The organism is Desulfobacula toluolica Tol2 (assembly GCF_000307105.1).
Classification (GTDB): Bacteria; Desulfobacterota; Desulfobacteria; order Desulfobacterales; family Desulfobacteraceae; genus Desulfobacula; species Desulfobacula toluolica.
This window is the reverse complement of record NC_018645.1, coordinates 4,528,883-4,546,510: the sequence shown is the minus strand read 5'-3', so window position 1 is coordinate 4,546,510 and position 17,628 is coordinate 4,528,883. Positions and strand designations below refer to the sequence as shown.

16 protein-coding genes and 1 pseudogene are annotated in these 17,628 nt (G+C 41.4%); 8 read left to right on the top strand and 9 right to left on the bottom strand.

Features of this window, described 5'->3' with window-relative positions; all coding sequences use genetic code 11:
* Positions 1-81: 81 nt before the first annotated feature.
* Complete coding sequence (locus TOL2_RS20640; RefSeq protein ID WP_014959219.1) at positions 82-981, top strand: hypothetical protein; 900 nt, start codon at positions 82-84, stop codon at positions 979-981.
* Here the strand turns inward: TOL2_RS20640 and TOL2_RS20635 are convergent.
* On the bottom strand, positions 978-1,274 hold the full coding sequence (locus TOL2_RS20635) for an MTH1187 family thiamine-binding protein (RefSeq protein WP_014959218.1): 297 nt from the start codon (positions 1,272-1,274) through the stop codon (positions 978-980). The two genes, TOL2_RS20640 and TOL2_RS20635, sit on opposite strands and share 4 nt — an antisense overlap.
* A gap of 303 nt (positions 1,275-1,577) precedes the next feature.
* Here TOL2_RS20635 and TOL2_RS20630 point away from each other — a divergent pair, with 303 nt between their 5' ends.
* The gene (locus tag TOL2_RS20630) at positions 1,578-2,441 is read left to right on the top strand and encodes a methylenetetrahydrofolate reductase (RefSeq protein ID WP_014959217.1); all 864 of its coding nucleotides are present in this window, start codon (positions 1,578-1,580) and stop codon (positions 2,439-2,441) included.
* A 161-nt stretch (positions 2,442-2,602) separates the two neighbouring features.
* Here TOL2_RS20630 and TOL2_RS20625 read toward each other — a convergent pair whose 3' ends face one another.
* The 5 genes from TOL2_RS20625 to TOL2_RS20605 form a co-directional block, all read right to left on the bottom strand.
* On the bottom strand, positions 2,603-3,538 hold the full coding sequence (locus tag TOL2_RS20625; RefSeq protein ID WP_014959216.1) for a hypothetical protein: 936 nt from the start codon (positions 3,536-3,538) through the stop codon (positions 2,603-2,605).
* A gap of 519 nt (positions 3,539-4,057) precedes the next feature.
* The gene (locus TOL2_RS20620; RefSeq protein WP_014959215.1) at positions 4,058-4,660 is read right to left on the bottom strand and encodes a hypothetical protein; all 603 of its coding nucleotides are present in this window, start codon (positions 4,658-4,660) and stop codon (positions 4,058-4,060) included.
* Positions 4,661-4,694: 34 nt separating this feature from the next.
* Entirely contained in the window at positions 4,695-4,994 is a 300-nt protein-coding gene (locus tag TOL2_RS20615) for a transcriptional regulator (RefSeq protein ID WP_041279657.1), read from the bottom strand.
* 6 nt (positions 4,995-5,000) lie between these two features.
* Positions 5,001-5,660, bottom strand: coding sequence for an MBL fold metallo-hydrolase (locus TOL2_RS20610; protein WP_014959213.1), 660 nt, complete (start codon positions 5,658-5,660; stop codon positions 5,001-5,003).
* Complete coding sequence (locus TOL2_RS20605; protein ID WP_014959212.1) at positions 5,657-6,187, bottom strand: class I SAM-dependent methyltransferase; 531 nt, start codon at positions 6,185-6,187, stop codon at positions 5,657-5,659. Before TOL2_RS20605 ends, TOL2_RS20610 begins: the two co-directional genes overlap by 4 nt.
* Before the next feature lie 531 nt (positions 6,188-6,718).
* Between TOL2_RS20605 and TOL2_RS26115 the strand changes: the two are divergent.
* From TOL2_RS26115 to TOL2_RS20585, 4 genes and pseudogenes are all read left to right on the top strand, one after another.
* Positions 6,719-6,976, top strand: a pseudogene (locus TOL2_RS26115) (DDE-type integrase/transposase/recombinase); the annotation flags it as partial.
* Between the two features lie 421 nt (positions 6,977-7,397).
* Positions 7,398-9,530: a PAS domain S-box protein gene (locus tag TOL2_RS20595; RefSeq protein ID WP_014959210.1), complete on the top strand. Its 2,133-nt coding sequence runs from the start codon at positions 7,398-7,400 to the stop codon at positions 9,528-9,530.
* A gap of 3 nt (positions 9,531-9,533) precedes the next feature.
* Entirely contained in the window at positions 9,534-10,172 is a 639-nt protein-coding gene (locus tag TOL2_RS20590) for a response regulator (RefSeq protein ID WP_014959209.1), read from the top strand.
* Between the two features lie 298 nt (positions 10,173-10,470).
* On the top strand, positions 10,471-12,336 hold the full coding sequence (locus TOL2_RS20585) for a methyl-accepting chemotaxis protein (RefSeq protein ID WP_014959208.1): 1,866 nt from the start codon (positions 10,471-10,473) through the stop codon (positions 12,334-12,336).
* Between the two features lie 158 nt (positions 12,337-12,494).
* Here the strand turns inward: TOL2_RS20585 and TOL2_RS20580 are convergent, their stop codons facing one another.
* The 3 genes from TOL2_RS20580 to TOL2_RS20570 form a co-directional block, all read right to left on the bottom strand.
* Positions 12,495-12,947 (bottom strand): MarR family winged helix-turn-helix transcriptional regulator, encoded by a 453-nt coding sequence (locus TOL2_RS20580; RefSeq protein ID WP_014959207.1) that lies wholly within the window; start codon positions 12,945-12,947, stop codon positions 12,495-12,497.
* A 237-nt stretch (positions 12,948-13,184) separates the two neighbouring features.
* The gene (locus TOL2_RS20575) at positions 13,185-14,915 is read right to left on the bottom strand and encodes a TRAP transporter permease (protein WP_014959206.1); all 1,731 of its coding nucleotides are present in this window, start codon (positions 14,913-14,915) and stop codon (positions 13,185-13,187) included.
* 57 nt (positions 14,916-14,972) lie between these two features.
* The gene (locus tag TOL2_RS20570) at positions 14,973-15,980 is read right to left on the bottom strand and encodes a TAXI family TRAP transporter solute-binding subunit (protein ID WP_014959205.1); all 1,008 of its coding nucleotides are present in this window, start codon (positions 15,978-15,980) and stop codon (positions 14,973-14,975) included.
* Between the two features lie 252 nt (positions 15,981-16,232).
* Between TOL2_RS20570 and TOL2_RS20565 the strand changes: the two genes are divergently transcribed.
* Together TOL2_RS20565 and TOL2_RS20560 are read left to right on the top strand one after the other, a co-directional pair.
* Entirely contained in the window at positions 16,233-17,111 is an 879-nt protein-coding gene (locus TOL2_RS20565; protein WP_014959204.1) for an NAD(P)-dependent oxidoreductase, read from the top strand.
* Positions 17,112-17,116: 5 nt separating this feature from the next.
* On the top strand, positions 17,117-17,554 hold the full coding sequence (locus TOL2_RS20560; protein WP_014959203.1) for a YqaA family protein: 438 nt from the start codon (positions 17,117-17,119) through the stop codon (positions 17,552-17,554).
* Positions 17,555-17,628: the final 74 nt, after the last annotated feature.

Below are 17,628 nucleotides of genomic sequence, written 5' to 3'. Positions count from 1 at the left end.
GCAACCATTACCCGAAAACCATCATCTAATACCAAAAACCCAAAATATCCAAAACCCTTTTAAATTGAAAAGAGTTACCTTATGAGAATAGTTACCAGGCCTGATTTTGACGGAATTGTATGTGCGGTTCTGCTGTGCCGTGCTGAAAATATTGAGCCCAATATTAAATGGGTTGAACCCAATGAGATTCAAACCGGAAAAGCCGTTATTTTAAACACTGATATTATGGCCAATCTGCCCTATTCGCCCCAATGTGCCTTATGGTTTGACCACCATGTTTCCAATAAGCCTCAAACTCCATTTAACGGTGGCTTTGATATTGCGCCATCCGCCGCCCGTGTTGTTTACAACTATTATCAAGACAAAGGCAAACTGGACGACCATTATGATGAACTGGTCTTGAACACGGATATCATTGATGCTGCCGATCTTGACCAAGACCAGGTGCGATATCCGGAAAAATACCCGTATATTCTTTTCTCCATGACCATCCAGAACCGTGACTATGCGGATTCAGCCTATTGGGAAAAGCTGGTGAATCTTTTGATGGACAAAGGCATTGACCGTGTTCTTGAAGACCCGGACGTGAAAATCCGTTGCGCCAGGGTCATTAAAGAAAATGCAGCCTATGAAAATCATTTAACAGCCCATACAACAATCCGTCACGCCATATCCATTACCGATTTTCGATCTCTTGACACTGTTCCCGGCGGCAATAGGTTTTTGACATATACATTGTTCCCGGAAACCATTGCCAGTGTAAAAATAAGGTATGACGGCCCTGAACATAATTCTGTGCTGCTCAGCATCGGTCGCAGTCTTTTCAACAAACAATGTCATGTCAACATTGGAAATCTTCTGGCCCGATTTGGCGGGGGAGGCCACGCAGGCGCCGGAGGCTGCACGTTAAATGTGCAAACTGCCGACCAAGACATTGAAGAGATCCTGAACATCTTGTTTGAAAACAAAAAAGATTCTTAAAGTTTGGCTTTAACGCTGGCAACCTTATCCGCCATGGTCTGGTCCCGGTCTGTCCGTGTGCCGGCCTTTATGGTGGTTGTGATTCTGGGGGCTCCCATGTCATGAATTTTTTCATGGCATTTTTTTACCACGTCAAATACGGCATCCCAGTTCCCCTCTATATTTGTGCCATAGGCATGAAGCTCGGATTCAAGACCGGCGTCTTTGATGATCTTGTGACATGCTGCCACATATTTTGATACGGAAAGGCCAACACCGATGGGTACCACGCAAAGATCAATGATTACGTTCATTTTTAATCTCCTTTAATTTTATATTATTTTTATACTGTCCTATTTTCATACTATCCTATTTCATATGATTCAGGACAGTTTATCGATTTTGCCGGCAGGATGCAAGCATGAGCATATCACCCTGGATATCATGACCGAATGGCAGCTGCACAAAATGATAAACATCTTGACACTGGAGGGTCTTTGCTTTAAATTCGCGCAGTTTTACTAGAAAAGGAAAAGGTTGAATCAATGAGTGCCCGGTACACAGCTTGAATTTTTTTTAATTGAAATTACCATCTTTTTAACTTACAGGAGTTTCTTATGAAGCTATCACAAAAATTAGGCAAAAATTTCGTTATCACCACTGAGCTTGGGCCGGTAAAGGGTGTCCTGGCAGATGAATCTCTGGAAAAGGCCCGCGATTATCTCCCACTGGACGGCATCAATATTCATGATTGCCCCATGGGCAACCTGCGGATCAATTCGATTTCCATGGCAAGCCTGATCCAGAACAGCCTTGATGTTGAAACCGTGCCCCATTTTACCTGTAGAGACCGAAGCCTGCTGGGAACACAGGCTGACCTGCTGGGGGCACACACCCTTGGCATCCGCAACATCCTTGTTACAACAGGTGATCCGCCGAAACACGGGCCTTATCCGTCCAAAGCGGTTTATGATTACAATACGGTTGACCTGATCCGACTGATAAAAAAAATGAACAACGGGTTGGATTATGATGAAAAAGAATTCGGCGGAAGCACGGATTTTAACATTGCATGTACTGCCATGCCAACATCCAGGAAACCCGAACATGAGATGGAAAAAATGGAAAAAAAGATCTCAGCCGGAGCGGATTTTTTTCAAACCCAGGTTGTGTATGATTCTGAAAAAGCCGTGACGTTTCTTAAAGCCGCCCGGAAACTGGACAAACCGATATTAATCGGAGTAATGCCGCTCAAAAGTGTAAAGATGGCAAGGTTCATGGATAAAAATGTTGAGGGTATTGATGTTCCGGAAGACGTTATTTCTCGTATGGAAAATCAAGGCGCAACCGGGATTGAGATTACCTGCGATTTTATAAAGGATATTATTGAATATGCAGACGGTATTCATATTATGGCAATGGGAGATGTAAAAGGCACCAACCATATTATCGAATTTACCCGCAGCCTTATTGCACAATGATCCGGCGGACTTGCCGTCATATGTAGCACAGAAGGGATAAGCACTGTGTTCCGGGTTTGACCGGCACACAGTGTTTGTTTTAGCAAAAGATTTTATGTCATTATTTTACTTTGCAGAGATTGGAAGTCCTTTAACAAAATTAAGCCGCTTGCTTTTCGTTGTCACGATACCAACATTTTATCCAGTTTTGAGGAAAGTTTCCTGGCTGTTCTGACAAACTCGTTTTTAAAATTCCGGCTTTCCGCATCGTTAAAACTTGTAAAATCAAGCAGGTTAAATTTTTTTACCATATTAAGCATATCGAGCATACTGGTCTCTGCAAGGGTGTGGCAGGCTGAAAGCCTTGTTTCTTTGTCTTCAGAATTTTTCCCTGCCCCTGCACTTATCAGGTCTTGAGACAGGGCTTGAAAATTTTCCTGGAAACGATTGTGCAATATTTCGTATATTATCAGGAACAAAGCATCGACCCGATTGGTTCTGATCAATGTGGGGCTGTGAAAAACAGAACGGGTTTTGTCCACACTCACATCTGCCTTGCCGAGGTATTCAATTTTTTCAAACCAGTTCAAGGTATAGGCAATATGATCTTTGTGCTGCCATTTGTCTTTTTCCCAGGCATGGGCACGGATGGCTTTGGTCAATTCCGACAGACAGATTTCATGGGTCTGATAATCAAATGTTCCCAACAGGGCGCCGGACTGGAAAATATCCATGCCCGGCTTGTGGGCATGTTCTGAAATCTCAATACAGATTATCCGTTCTTCCTTGCCCGGTCTCAGGATAATTATTTTATAGGAGGGTTTGCCTTTTTCAATGCGCATAAGTTCTTCAGCTGAATCCGGCGGAATAATGGAGTTGGCAACAGAAGGGGTTAAAAAGGCTGCTAAAAGGCCGGGACTCAGGTCCGTCACTTCCAAAGCCGCCTTGAATACGGGCAGGTCTTTTTCTTCCAGCGAATGGACCGGTGTTAGTTTTCCTTTTTCCAGATCAGGTGAAAAAAGGTCCATGTTGGCTTCAAGAGCGGCTTGCCAATAGGCACTCCTGGGGTCTCTTTTTTCATCAATCCATTGTTTTGCTTTTTTGGCAATCGGGTCCATTAGATCATTCCTTTATTTTATTTTCATGTTTTAGACCCGGGAAGGGTTATTGTATCTTTTCATCCACGGGTATTTAAATCAAACATGACATAAAACCAGAAACCTCCTTTTGTTGTCAATCTATTTTATACATGTGTCTTTTATACATGTGCCGGATTCGTACTCTAATAGATGTCAATCAGCATTATAAAAGAATATTAACTTTTGTTAAAAAGTTAACAGTTGTATGAGAAGATTAAATTATAGGATAACTATTCATGACTTCAATAAGGTTCTCAATTTTTTATATTATCCGCTTGATGGATGAAATTACCACAAACTGCAAGAAGTTGCGCTTAGCTACAGTTTTAAAGCTCCAGAACTTTTAATAATAGTCCGGGATCTTTTTTGAATTTTAAAAAGCCTGACCCTGAGGGCCAGGGTTTCAACAGCAAACTAAATCTTTGAAGACTGCCATTATCACATCGGTTATAGCATCCGTGTCACCATCTGTCTCTTTTCTGATTTTGGGATTCATGGTTATTCAATACCTTCCGGTTGTTTATTCGTATCATCTGTCTTGTCAATAATATCATTTAAGATTTCGGACAAGCCTTTAGCATTATTCGTGGGAAAAAGAATGGTATGGGTTTTTTCTTTTTGCGAAAAGAACGCCTCATAGGTGTAGGTCAACAATATGCCTTCTCCTTTAAATCCAGGCAAAATAACAATTTGTTCCCCCTCATCACCTTTCCTTGAACAAAAAGGATTAATGCTAGCAAAACCTGGAACATTATAAGGACGAATATTTAAGGCCTGAATATTCTCACATCGAATATATGAACTCCCATCTTTTTTAACACCGGAAACCCTTAATATAATTTCTTTTTCTGCGCTGCTTGCCATCAACTTTTTTGATATCCGAATCGATACTTTGTAGAACAGTGACAACAATAAAAACGCTACCGTTCCAACAGCCAGAACAAATATCAATGAAGGAAGTAATGCTGGTAGCCTGTTAATACCGGGGTACATAATCCAGGTTAAGCCGCCCAAAAAAACACATCCGATAAAAATAGATAAGGATAACCGAATAGATAACGGGGGGCGTACGGATTCACGATATTTTTTAAATTGGGGCATATTTTTTTATCCCTGGTATAAGCGGTTTGTAGAATTAAGATTCAATCCAGAATATAGCTGGAGCGATTCTGCCATCCCTGCATGCCGGACATTTTCCAGGCTTTTTGAACTTTTTTCTGTTTTTGAATTCGAATCCGCAATTCAAGCAATAATAAGGCTCCATCCTGATTCTTTTCTTTTTACTCTGGATTGTTTTCTCGATGAATTCCAAATGATGGACAACATCCTTTTCCATTATACCCACTGTTTGGGAAAGATCTCGTACAGTCATGGGACCACTTTCAAGGTGGCTTATAATTTCCTGTCTGATTGTTTGTGTTCTTTCGTTACTCATTTATATTTAAGGCTGATTCAGTGATTTGTGTTTTTCAATGTAATGCCGGACCTTATTAGCAGGCTGAAAAATTCCGAAATGGCCTTCACATAAAATATCAGTATCTAAATCCAAGAGCTTCTCCATGGAAGATTGATAATCATGAAGGTTTGATAAAAAACTGTCATTGAAAGGGCCATGCAAATCTTGTCCGAACAACACTTTTTTACCTTCTGATTCAACAAGAATGGAAATTGATCCGGGTGTGTGACCAGGTGTATGGATGCATTGGAATTTATAATTGCCAAGACTGAGAATCGTGTCTGTTTTAAATTTTTCATACAATTTGATGGACTTATACTTTACCCCATACCAAGATGCTGCAGTCCGGCCATCATGACCAGGCTCTTCAATGGGAACAGCATCTAATTCATGGGCGTAAAATTTTATACCCGGTAATGCCCGGCTTAATTCTGCGCATGCACCAATATGATCAATGTGGCAATGGGTTAAAATGCAGTGCTGGATATCTTCGAAACGCATCCCATGGGAGGCAATCTGCTTGATCATATTTAAATTCATACCTGCATCAATTAAGACTAAGCCCTGATCCGATTGTGTATCAACCATATAGACCGAACACTCATTGTCGCCTACATGATAAATGTTTTTAATGATTTGTTTCATTTTTTAATTCCAACAAAATATACAGATTGATCAAATTTCTCAGAGGGTTCATTCTCTTTTTTTTCATAGTAGACAATACGAAAGGACTTGAAGGCATGTAATAGTTCATTCGACTTCAAACAATAATCCTTTTTATCATCAATAAAGGATTCAAATATGAGAACACCTCCGGGTTTAAGTCCATTTTTAATCATTGGAAACAAACGTCTGTCCAGAAAACGGATATTTATGATAAGCTGGTAATGGTTCTGTGGAATTTGCCAGGTATCTATATCCTGGCAAATTACATTTATATGTGTATCATCGCCCGTGAATTGGCTTAAAGCAATGTTTGATATGTCCACTGCATCTACGTGGAAACCTTTTTGGGCAAGGAATTTACTATTTCTGCCATTTCCACAAGCGATATCCAGGGCATTCCCTGTTGGTGCAAGAGATACGTATTTTAGTATGATATCTGAAGGTTCTTGATTCCCAATATTATTGAGATATCTTTCGTTCCATTTTTTCTGGTCTTGTTCGGTCAATATTCTGCCTTTGCTCAACTTTTATTTTAGAATTATTAGCTGAATCAACTATTGGAGATATAGCTGAACCAAAATATTTTTACCAGAGTAATTTTTTTACACAAAAGTTGACCAAGCACTTATGGTATCAGTCTTTGGTTTGACCTGGCAACAAAAAGCAGAGACTTGTATTCATAGTCTTATCATGATTGCAAAGGATTCGAGGTCGGGCACCTTCTTGTATTAAAAACAGCCAGCTTCCAGCCTACCTGATCAATTACTTTTTAAGATTCAACTCCTGTGCCTGGGATGCGCTTTTATCCTGCCTTGAATTTTTGTCCGGAAGGTCCGGCATGTGTCAAAAAATCAGGGCCGGTTGATTCCGCGCAGAAGATGGGCATAGCTTTTAAAATTCAGATGTTTTACCAACTGGTCCTGGATTTTTATCCAAATTTTTTAAGTTTTTTAAACCTGAAATTGAAAGCTGGTATTACAAGGCAAGAAATGCCCAGGACCCCATTATGGAATTGGGCCGTAAAGTTCGTTCAGATATGGGCATGTCCATTGTTTGTTCTTGATGATCATTCCCGCCTGTGCTGCCACATTCAATGGTATTTGAATGAAACAGCCGAAGTTTTAATCCACGGGCTGTCCCAGGCGTTTTACAAAAGAGGACTTCCAAGGAGCCTGATGACGGACAAAGGTGCAGCCATGATTGCCCATGAAACCTGTAACGGCCTTATAAAACTGGGCATCAACCATGAAACCACACTGCCGTATTCGTCATACCAAAACGGGGAGCAAGAGGCCTTCTGAAACAATAAAAGGAACATCATGAAAAACGACAAACAATTACTGGCCTATTACGGCCTGAAAATGATAATATCGTGCATGTTAGAAAGAGTAGCCGCCCCGAACCAAGGCAACAGGAAATTTATTCTGCCTTGGGGATCAGTTTTCATCCGGGAGCAACGGTTAAAAGAGTAATCAATAAAAGTAGTGCCATAACGAACAAATTAAAAATATAACAAGCTGTAATTATAGGCGATTTTAACATTAGGTCGAAAAGATGGGTTAAGTTTTTTTGATTGTTTTGAGGTTATGGCTTTGGTAACTGCCGGCATACTCTTCAGGGTTTTATGTTGCGGATAAAGACGTTAAAAGAGTCTGGGTATTGTCACTTTGTGCAAATTCATTGAAAAAGTTTAACTATGCGGATATACTTATTTTCATGCGACTTCGAATCATCATATTGATATTGGCGCTGTTTGTGTTTTTATCCGCTTCAACCGGCGGATTCTTATACTATTACTCCTTTCGAAAGGCTGCCTTTCAAAAGACGGAAACCAATGCCTATTCCAGGCTGAAACTTCTTACAGGTCAACTGTCTTCTTATCTTTCAGAGCATATTAAACCGGTCAGGGCCATTTCGGGTATCAGAGAATTACAAACAGCACTTACCGACACCAACCTGGAAACGATTTACAGGGCCAACAAGATCCTTGATCATTTCACACACTCCCTTGATCTTGATGTCAGCTACCTCATGGATAAAAACGGTATTACCTTATGTTCCAGCAATCGCAATGCCCACGACAGTTTTGTGGGACATGATTTTTCCTTCAGGCCTTATTATAAAAAAGCCGTTAACGGCATTGCATCAACCTATCTTGCCCTTGGAACAACTTCTGACAAAAGAGGAGTTTATTACGCCCACCCGGTTTATGATGAAAAAAATAGTGACATCCTTGGGGTAGTTGTTATCAAAACATCGGTTGAATTTGTTGAAACAAAATTGTTTTCAAACTCAGAGGACTCTCTTCTTTTTGTCGATCAAAATGGGGTTATATTCATCTCAAACAAAAAAGAATTGAGGTTTAAGCTTCTATGGCAGTTGAATGAAGAGGATATAAGCTCAATTGAGAACTCAAGACAATTTGGAAACGGCCCCTGGTCCTGGTCCGGTTTTTCAAGAGACAAAAATAGTCATATAAAAGAAGGGTATGTAATTGATAAACACAATGCCCGATACCTGTTTACAAGCCTTGATGTTACAAATTATCCGGGTTGGAAAATTATTAGTTTAAGAAATTACAAAGAAATTGAACGGCAGGCAGTCCAACCCTTTGTCAGGGTTACAGGACCGGTTATCATTTGCGTGTTGATCCTGACCGGTTTTTTAGCCCTGATTCTTTACCGGCTGGGAAGCCTGGAAATAACAAAACGGAAAAAAGCGGAAAAAGAACTTCGGCTCAGTGAAGAGCGATACAGACACATCTACCATAAAACCCCGGTCATGCTTCATTCAATTGATATCCGGGGAAGGATTATACGGGTTTCCGATCACTGGGTGGAGGTAATGGGGTATCAACGCGAGGATGTTATTGGCAGGCAGCTCATCAGCTTTTTTACGCCTGAGTCCAAAAACTATGCCGTGAATGTTGTTTTTCCCCGATTTTTCAGTACTGGATTCTGTAAAAATATCCCCTATACATATATTAAAAAAAATGGGGAAACTTTGGATATCATGTTGTCATGCTACGGAGTCAAGGATGAAAACGGCGATATTGTCAGATCCCTTGCTGTTAGCGTGGATGTGACGGAAAAAAACCGCACGCAAAAAGATCTTCAGATCGCAAAAGAAAAATTATCGCAATATTCTCATGACTTGGAACAACAGGTAAAAAAGAGGACTGCTCAGCTTGAAAAAACCCGGGATAATTTGAAAAATCTGTCAAAGAACATTATTGATTCCCAGGAAAGGGAAAAAGCAGTTGTAGCAGGGGAACTTCACGATCATTTGGGGCAGGTGCTTACCGCCCTGCGCTTTGATGCGGTATGGGTGGAAAAATATTTAACTGGCATTGATGAAGCCGCCGGGAAAAGGGCTGGAAAAATGTGTTCCCTGATTGATGATACCATTACGGATGTAAGGGCCATGGCCTATCGCTTAAGGCCAAGGGTGCTGGATGACCTTGGGCTTGTGGATGCGCTGGAATCATTGCTCTCGGATTTTGAAAAGCGGTCCAATATCTCCTGTGTGTTCAAGGCCGGCCAAATTCCGAAAATTGACGACACCCTTGCCACGGCACTTTACAGGATCGGTCAGGAAGCTGTAACCAACGCACTTCGGCATTCCAATGCCACAACCATTACGGTTGAATTGAAAACAGATGAAGCCGGTATTGTTTTGACCATACAGGATAACGGATGTGGTTTTGATCTGTTTAATGATAAAGAATTTGCCGGATTCGGTCTGGAGGGAATGAAAGAAAGGGCCGATCTTGTCGAAGGAAAACTTGACATATCTTCCCGATTGTCGGAAGGGACAACCGTTTGCTGTAAAGTAAAAATTAAAGGATAATTCATGATTAAAGTGCTGCTTGCCGACGACCACAGTATTGTCAGGGAAGGGTTAAGGAAAGTTCTGGAAGACAGCAATGAGATTGAAGTGATAGCCGAGGCAGCAGACGGTCAGGCCGCTTTGGACGAAGCCATGAATAAAAAGCCCGATGTGGCGGTGATTGATATTTCCATGCCGGGAATGGATGGGCTTGAGGTGACGACCCGATTGAACAGTTACTGCCCGGATGTTCCTGTTCTTATTTTAACAATGCATGATGAAGAGCAATACGTTATAAGAGCCATAGAAGCTGGCGCAATGGGATATGTCACCAAACAGTCCGCTCCTGAACAGCTTGTGGCTGCCGTAAAAAAAATTCATGAAGGCCGGCGGTATCTGACGGAAAAAGCCAGTGAAGCTCTGGCCCTCAGGGTTATCCGTGGAAATAAAAGCCAAACACTCACGGAATCGTTGTCCATGCGCGAGCTTCAAGTATTGCGCAAACTTGCCATGGGCTCGACAAACAGGGAAATTGCAACATCATATAATATCAGCGTAAAAACCGTTGACACCTACCGGTCAAGAATCTTAAAAAAACTTAATTTAAGAAATAATGCCGAGTTATCCAGGTATGCCATTCAAAACAAGCTGGTTGAATTATAACGTATTGGTTTAATAAGATTGTTTTGATTTCATCGCCACATGCATCTGCCCGATTTTTTTAAATTCACTTGACAAGTTTTCTTTTTTTTAATTATTGTGTGAATTTAATAAACTAGAAAAGAGGAAAAAAATTATTATGTTGTTATATGAAAATATTAAAAAATTATCGGAATTTTTAACCTCATCATCAGCATCGGAGGCATAACTTTTAAAAAAAATCGTATGACGATAATATATCTTAAACGGAGAGGCTCTTGAAGGTTCTCCATTATTAATTATTGTAAAATCGGGTGTGATTATGAAAACCATTAAGGTTCAAATGCTTGTAAAGTACAGTATTGTAATGATTTTAATTGTTGCTGCCATCGGCATAATTGTATCCTGGCAGTTAGACAACAGTATTACAAAGCAAGCCGTAGCAATAAGCAATGGGCTTGTCAATCAAAATAATGCAACTATCGCCAGCTATGGCAGAGTTCTGGATCTTTTTATTAATGATGTTAAAGAAAATGTTCGAACGACGACCAAAGAAATTTCGAATAATTCTTCTGTTCGGAGTCTTGTCGAAATGGTTCTGGCGACACCGCTGAGTTTTCAACTGGCTGAAATAGGCAAGCAAAAGGCAATTGACTATTCCGTTGTGCTTGATATAAAGGGCGGCTGTATCGCTACTTTTCCAGCAGACGCGGATCAAGGCTGGTTGAATAATTATTATAAGGAGTCAAAATACGGCCCTCTTATAAAGGAGCTTATCAACAGTAAGGATAAGGATGCTGTTTTAAAAAACGGACTCATGGCAAAAGTCACGGCTGATTTTCTTAAAGCGCTTAATTTAAGCCATAAAGATGTTTCAGGAAAAGGAACCATAGGCATCCTGTCGGCAGATATTATTCTGGATGATTTCGGAGGCCCTGTCGGGGTTTGTATTAATGGAAAACTGTTAAATGATTTTTCTGATAATCCATTAAAAAAATTATTTAAAACTATTGATTCTGCAAGTGCGATTTATTTTGAAGGTATTCCCCTGGTGTTTGCAGGGTTTGATCCGTCAAAGCAAGCCGCACCCAATGAAGCGTCCCGACTGGCCTTGGACCCGGATATACAAAAGGATATTCTAAGTAATCCAGATGGAATTTATCGTGAAGTCCTGCTTGCAGACAAAAAATATCTCACCAAATGTTCAGTGCTGACATCCTTTGACGGAGAAAAATTAGGTTCCGTTTTAGTGGGTGTGCCCAAAGAAAATGTGAGCAGCACAATACAGACATTGATTGATTCCGGCCTTGCAGCCAAACGAAAAGTTCAAACCTGGATCATTGGAGTTGCCCTTGTTGGCATCTCATTATTCATTCTTGGCTCCCTTCAAATTTCCAAAGGAATTGTGAGGCCTATACTGAAGGTTGTTGACGGATTGTCCGACAGCGCTTCCCGGCTGGCATCCGGAGCAATTCAAATTTCATCTGACAGCAAATCCCTTGCAGAGGGATCATCCGGCCAGGCTTCCGCTATAGAGGAAACCTCTGCATCCATCGAAGAAATGTCTGTGATGACCAAACAAAACGCCGACAATGCACAAAAGGCCAATCTTCTCATGCAGGAAGGCAACCAGGTGATAAAACAGGCCAATCAGGCCATTACCAACTTAAACACTTCCATGAATGAAATTTCCACGGCCAGTGAGAAAATATCCAATGTTATTAAAACCATTGATGAAATTTCATTTCAAACAAATCTGCTGGCATTAAATGCTGCAGTTGAGGCTGCCAGGGCAGGTGAGGCAGGTGCCGGATTTGCGGTGGTGGCCGATGAAGTTCGCAGCCTGTCCATGCGGGCAGCTCAAGCTGCTAAAAGCACTTCCCAGATGATTGAAGGAACGGTGAATACTATTGGTGAAGGTTCTGCAATGGTCTCTCAGGCAAGTGAAGTGTTCATCCATCTGACTGAAAGCATCTCTGATGTGGCGGCTCTGCTCAATGAAATCAGCACAGCCTCCAATGAACAGGCGTCCGGAATAGAACAGGTGAACAAAGCTGTATTGGAAATGGACAAGGTGACACGGCGGAATGCCGACAGTGCTAAAGAGTCGGCCAATACCTCTTCGGAAATAAGCGGTCACGCACAGCAGATGAAAGTTATGGTAGGTGAGCTGGCAGCTTTAGTATAAAGACGCAATAACGGCCATGGCAGATCACTCTGCCACAACTAATAATGAAAGATATTTAATTTCAGCAGTTTAAAAATTCTTTCATATAAATCAAGAGGATAACAAGGGGCATTGCCGGATATTTTTCCGGCAACAACCATGTAGGGCAATCAAATAAATTATTGATCGAGCTGTTCAAAATTTAAAAATATTTTATTTAAAGTGGTTTTGCACTGGTTGATTTCTTCTGAAGAAATGCCCTGTTCCGCCTCTTCCAATAATTCTTCGACAATGGCAATCAACTCGGTTTTAAATTCTTTGGCTTTATTGGTAAGATAGACCAATTTGCTTCGTTTGTCATTTCTATCAGGAACCCTTAACACAATATTTTTCTTTTCCAGGACATTCAAAAGACGTGTAATAGCGGCCTTGTCTTTTACTGCGATATTGGAAAGCTCCTGCTGGGTCTGTCCGTCTTTCCTGTACAGATGAACAAGGATGCTCCATTGCTCATAGCTTACATCAAAACCGCTTTGAGAAAATTTTTTAGTCAGTCTTTTTATGATTGAGCGGGATGTGCGGCCCACTAAATATGCAATTGATGAATCAATAAGTTTGTTGAATATTTCCATTTAGATCTATTTTATTTCCCATATTAAAAATATTACACAGATTAATGTGTAAATATTATTTTGTATTTAATTCTAAACCTTTTTGGCTAATATTGTATAAAATCGTTGACATTGCAACTATTTTTTTAGAAGGATAATGCTTGAACAATCAAATCCCCTGTGAAATAACCTGATTTCAAAGGGGATTTGATTGTTTTTTTGGAAGGACTGGCCTGGACGAAATAAAAAAAAGGGTGTTTATGCTGGTTTTTTTTTGAAAAGTTTTTTTATGTCGCCGATCCAGATACCGCTGAGAAACCATGAATAGGCCCAGGTGCCGAAGAAAATCAAAACAAATGCTTTAATAATGTCGGTTGAACTGCCGTCAAGCGAGAACCCAGGGACATAGCCGAAAAGGATAGGCCCCAGGTATAAAAATTTTGCAAACTTAAATGAGGTAAACGCGGTTTTCCACATGTTTGCTTTTGCAATTGTGGCACCTGCAAATGCCGCAATGCAGACCGGTGGGGTGATATTGGAGTCTTGTGACAGCCAGTAAACAATCATATGGGCAGCTATCTCATTTACACCCAAGTGAGTCAGGGCCGGAACAGCGACCACGGCAGTGATGAGATAGGCAGCCGTTACCGGCACGCCCATTCCCAGCACAAGGGATGCAAGAGCAACCAGCATTATGGTCAGCAACAAGGAACCTCCTGCCAGTTCTATCATAATATCGGCAAAGGTCAGCACCAGACCGGAGAAGGTCAACACGCCGATGATAATACCGATAATACCCACTGTTGCACCAATCTTAAGGCTGTTTTCAGTTCCTTCTCTTGCCGCTTCAACAAATCTTTTGGGACCGATCCTGGTTTCTTTTCTGGCATAACTTATGGCTATACAGGATACAAGACCCAAAATGGCGGAATATCCGGGAGAAAATCCATATAGCATAAAAATGGTGATGACAACCAATGGGATGATATAAAACCATTGTTTCTTAAAAATCTGTGTGGCTGAAAATTCTGATTTTTCACCCACAATATTATATTTTTTAGCTTCATAATGGACCATGCAGAAAACAGAAAAAAAATACATCAGGGCCGGAAATATGGCCACCAGCATTATTGTGGAATAAGGTACACCTGTCAGTTCCGCCATGATGAATCCTCCCGCCCCCATAATCGGGGGCATGAACATGCCGCCTATGGAAGCGGCCGGTTCTATTCCCCCGGCAATATGAGGTTTGAATCCTGCTTTTTTCATCATGGGAATGGTGAACATGCCTGTGGAAACCGTGTTTGCAATGGCTGATCCCGAGATGGACCCGAACAGTCCTGATGCAATAACCGACACTTTTGCAGGCCCGCCGATTTTATGTCCTACGGCAGCAAGGGGCCATTCAATAAAAAATTTCTGAGCACCGCATTTTTCCAGGAATGCACCAAAGAGTACAAACAAAATCACATAGGTTGCCAGAACATTGGCCATTATCCCAAAGACGCCGTCGCTTTTGTAAAATATGCTGACACACAATTCAGTGAACGGGGCACCTGCATGGGAAACCAGATCCGGTGCCAGATATCCATAAACACCGTACGTCAGCATGATGACACCCAAAAAGACAAACACACCGCCTACCACCCGTCTGGCCAATTCCACACCAATTAACACGCCGATAATGGCAAAAAACATATCCGTGGTTGTTTCAGCGCCTGTCCTATAATTAATGACCTCAAACATAAAAATCCAGTATCCAATGGACAGAACGGAAAGAATAATGAGGATATAGTCCACAAACCTCATGATTCTGGATTTGGCTTTATACAGCAGGAAGACAAGAACATAGGTTATAATGACATAAACCCCCCTGTGATACTGGGTTGCCATGGGCTGGATCACCGCAGCATAAGAGTAAAAAACCACCAGGATCACCGAGCATGCATCAAACACGATTTGCTCAAATTTGTTTAGCTTTTCGTACATGATTTGCCTTCCTGTTTTTTAAATTAATAGCCCTGTTAACTTATTTTAACGATTAACTTATTTTAAAACCCCTTTTTCTTTCCAGAATTTTTCAGCACCCGGATGGAAAGGTGTTACGATACCATCGGCACCGGTTTCAACTGCCATATATTTGAAGGTCTTTTTCTGTGATCTCATGTGGGCCAGCCCCTCATCCGTAAAGATCAGGGAAAGCATTTTATAAACATGATCGGCAGACACTTTTGGATTTGCCACCCAGAGAGCGGAATCCTGGAACGAGGGAGAGTCATACTCTACACCCTTGTATGTATTTGCAGGGATGGAAAGTTTTGCAAAGTAAGGATATTTTTTATAAAATCCGCTTGCTTTAGCGTCTTCATCAAGATTTATAAGTTCAATGTCATTTGTCTGGGCCGCCATGATAACGGCACCGCTGGGAAAAGCCGTGAACAGCCAGAAAGCATCCAGCTGGTTGTTGCCAAATGCCTGAGCCGCATCATTATACCCCATTGCATTTCTTTCGATTTCATCCCAGACTCCCATGTGGGAAAAAAACAGTTCACAGTTTGCAAACGCACCTGAACCGGCATTGCCGACCCCGACTTTTTTGCCTTTCAGATCTTTTACGCTTTTAATTGCTGAACCTTTTCGTGTAACCAGCTGAGCCGGAGCGCCATAGAGCCATGCAACAGCAAGGACATTTTCATATTTTTTTGTATCATTTTTCATCATGCCGTTTCGACCCAGGTAGACATGACCTGAGTACACAACGCTCATCTGTTGAGCCCCGGAATCTGTTTTTCTTAAATTTTCCACTGAACCGGCTGAAGATTGTGCCTGTACTTTAAATTCTGCAACAGCTTTCATGGGTTTATACACCTGGATGGCATTGGCCACCACCTGGAATGTCCCACCGGCAGGGCCGCCACCAAAAACGATTCTACTTGTTTCTTTTTTTTCAACAACCGTTGGTGCCTTTTTGAATATACCCGAAATATAGAGTCCTGCAAAAATCAGGACAATTACAACTGCTCCAATGATTATTAATAACCCCTTATTTTTCATTACGATCCTCCTGTTTTTGGTGTTTAAAAAGAATCTATCTTTGCCGTTAAAAGGATATCAAATATGGCGTCAATGAATCAATTGGAGGATTTCTGATTCTGGTGTAGGTAAATTTCTTACAAAATTCATAGTTTTACTTGTTTTTGGGGTTGATCATAACTTTGGCTGTCTATTGGAAATTACATCGTATTGATTAACCCTTAAAAAACTGTCATTAATAGGGAAATTTAATTTTTTTGGGAGATATTAAAAATGAGTGTCGAACCGGGACAAACCAGTGTCGGATTTATCGGATTGGGTGTCATGGGGCAAAGCATGGCAGGCCATATTTTAAATGCCGGATATGAGCTGCATGTCCATACCCGTACACGGCAGAAGGCTGAAATAATCCTTTCAAAAGGTGCTGTCTGGGAAGATACAGTGGGGCGCTTGAGCAGAAAATGTGATGTGATTATTACCATGGTAGGATTTCCCGCTGATGTTGAAGATGTGTACCTGGGGCCGGACGGTATTTTAAACCATGCAGGAAAAGGTACTGTTGTGATTGATATGACCACATCCAGCCCGGATCTTGCAGTCAGGATTTATGAACAGGCAAAGTTGTTCAGTATTGAATGTCTTGATGCACCGGTGTCCGGCGGTGACCTGGGGGCTTTGAACGCTACACTTTCCATTATGGCGGGTGGGGATAAAAAGATTTTTGATAAAATGATCCCTTTGTTTGAAGTGATGGGTAAAAATATTGTATTTCAAGGCAAAGCAGGATCAGGCCAGCATACAAAGATGGCGAACCAGATTGCCATTGCCGCCGGAATGGTCGCGGTTTGTGAGTCCCTTGCCTATGCAAAAAAAGCAGGCCTTGACCCTCAAACCGTATTCAAGAGTATAGGGCAGGGAGCTGCAGGGTCATGGTCTTTGAACAATCTGGGTCCCCGTATGATTGCCGGTGACCTTGAACCTGGGTTTTATATCAAACATTTTATAAAGGACATGAAGATTGCCATAGCATCTTCAAGTCGTTCGGGTCTCAGAACTCCTGGGCTTGATCTTGCCATGTCCCTGTATGAAAAAACAGTCAAAATGGGATATGAAAACAAGGGAACCCAGGCACTTTTTAAGTTGTTTGAATAGACCCTGTGGAAATTTTGAGTGAATACGGCTATTGGGGACTGTTTCTTGCTTCGTTTCTTGCCGCAACCATTCTCCCCATGAGTTCCGAAGTGGTTCTGGGCTATTTGTTAACTCATGATCTGAGTCCTTATATAACGGTTTTTGCAGCGACTTCGGGCAATGTGCTGGGATCTGTCGTAAATTATGGTTTGGGAATTTTGGGCAGCCGGATATCTTTTTATAAAATTTTTGGCTTATCAGACCTGGCAATGGGGCAGGCTGAAAAACGGTTTAAAAAATACGGGGTTTTCAGTCTTTTGTTTGCATGGGTTCCTGTTATTGGAGATCCCTTAACCGTGGCAGCAGGCGTGCTGAAAATAAATTTTGTTGTATTCCTTTTTCTTGTGAGCGTCGGTAAATTTTTGCGGTATTTGTTTGTATCCTGGGCGGTTTTATCGATTTAAGAGGTTTTTGTCTGATTTGACATGATTTGTAATTGTTTCAAGCCAGTCTTATGTTGAAATATTTCGGTTTTTGT

What these genes read in the sequence shown, in the direction of transcription:
- TOL2_RS20615 (WP_041279657.1), bottom strand. Translation starts at nt 4,994, where the DNA reads ATGAGTAACGAAAGAACACAAACAATCAGACAGGAAATTATAAGCCAC.
- TOL2_RS20565 (WP_014959204.1), top strand. Translation starts at nt 16,233, where the DNA reads ATGAGTGTCGAACCGGGACAAACCAGTGTCGGATTTATCGGATTGGGT.
- TOL2_RS20640 (WP_014959219.1), top strand. Translation starts at nt 82, where the DNA reads ATGAGAATAGTTACCAGGCCTGATTTTGACGGAATTGTATGTGCGGTT.
- TOL2_RS20630 (WP_014959217.1), top strand. Translation starts at nt 1,578, where the DNA reads ATGAAGCTATCACAAAAATTAGGCAAAAATTTCGTTATCACCACTGAG.
- TOL2_RS20610 (WP_014959213.1), bottom strand. Translation starts at nt 5,660, where the DNA reads ATGAAACAAATCATTAAAAACATTTATCATGTAGGCGACAATGAGTGT.
- TOL2_RS20590 (WP_014959209.1), top strand. Translation starts at nt 9,534, where the DNA reads ATGATTAAAGTGCTGCTTGCCGACGACCACAGTATTGTCAGGGAAGGG.
- TOL2_RS20585 (WP_014959208.1), top strand. Translation starts at nt 10,471, where the DNA reads ATGAAAACCATTAAGGTTCAAATGCTTGTAAAGTACAGTATTGTAATG.
- TOL2_RS20580 (WP_014959207.1), bottom strand. Translation starts at nt 12,947, where the DNA reads ATGGAAATATTCAACAAACTTATTGATTCATCAATTGCATATTTAGTG.
- TOL2_RS20575 (WP_014959206.1), bottom strand. Translation starts at nt 14,915, where the DNA reads ATGTACGAAAAGCTAAACAAATTTGAGCAAATCGTGTTTGATGCATGC.
- TOL2_RS20595 (WP_014959210.1), top strand. Translation starts at nt 7,398, where the DNA reads ATGCGACTTCGAATCATCATATTGATATTGGCGCTGTTTGTGTTTTTA.
- TOL2_RS20625 (WP_014959216.1), bottom strand. Translation starts at nt 3,538, where the DNA reads ATGGACCCGATTGCCAAAAAAGCAAAACAATGGATTGATGAAAAAAGA.
- TOL2_RS20570 (WP_014959205.1), bottom strand. Translation starts at nt 15,980, where the DNA reads ATGAAAAATAAGGGGTTATTAATAATCATTGGAGCAGTTGTAATTGTC.
- TOL2_RS20635 (WP_014959218.1), bottom strand. Translation starts at nt 1,274, where the DNA reads ATGAACGTAATCATTGATCTTTGCGTGGTACCCATCGGTGTTGGCCTT.
- TOL2_RS20620 (WP_014959215.1), bottom strand. Translation starts at nt 4,660, where the DNA reads ATGCCCCAATTTAAAAAATATCGTGAATCCGTACGCCCCCCGTTATCT.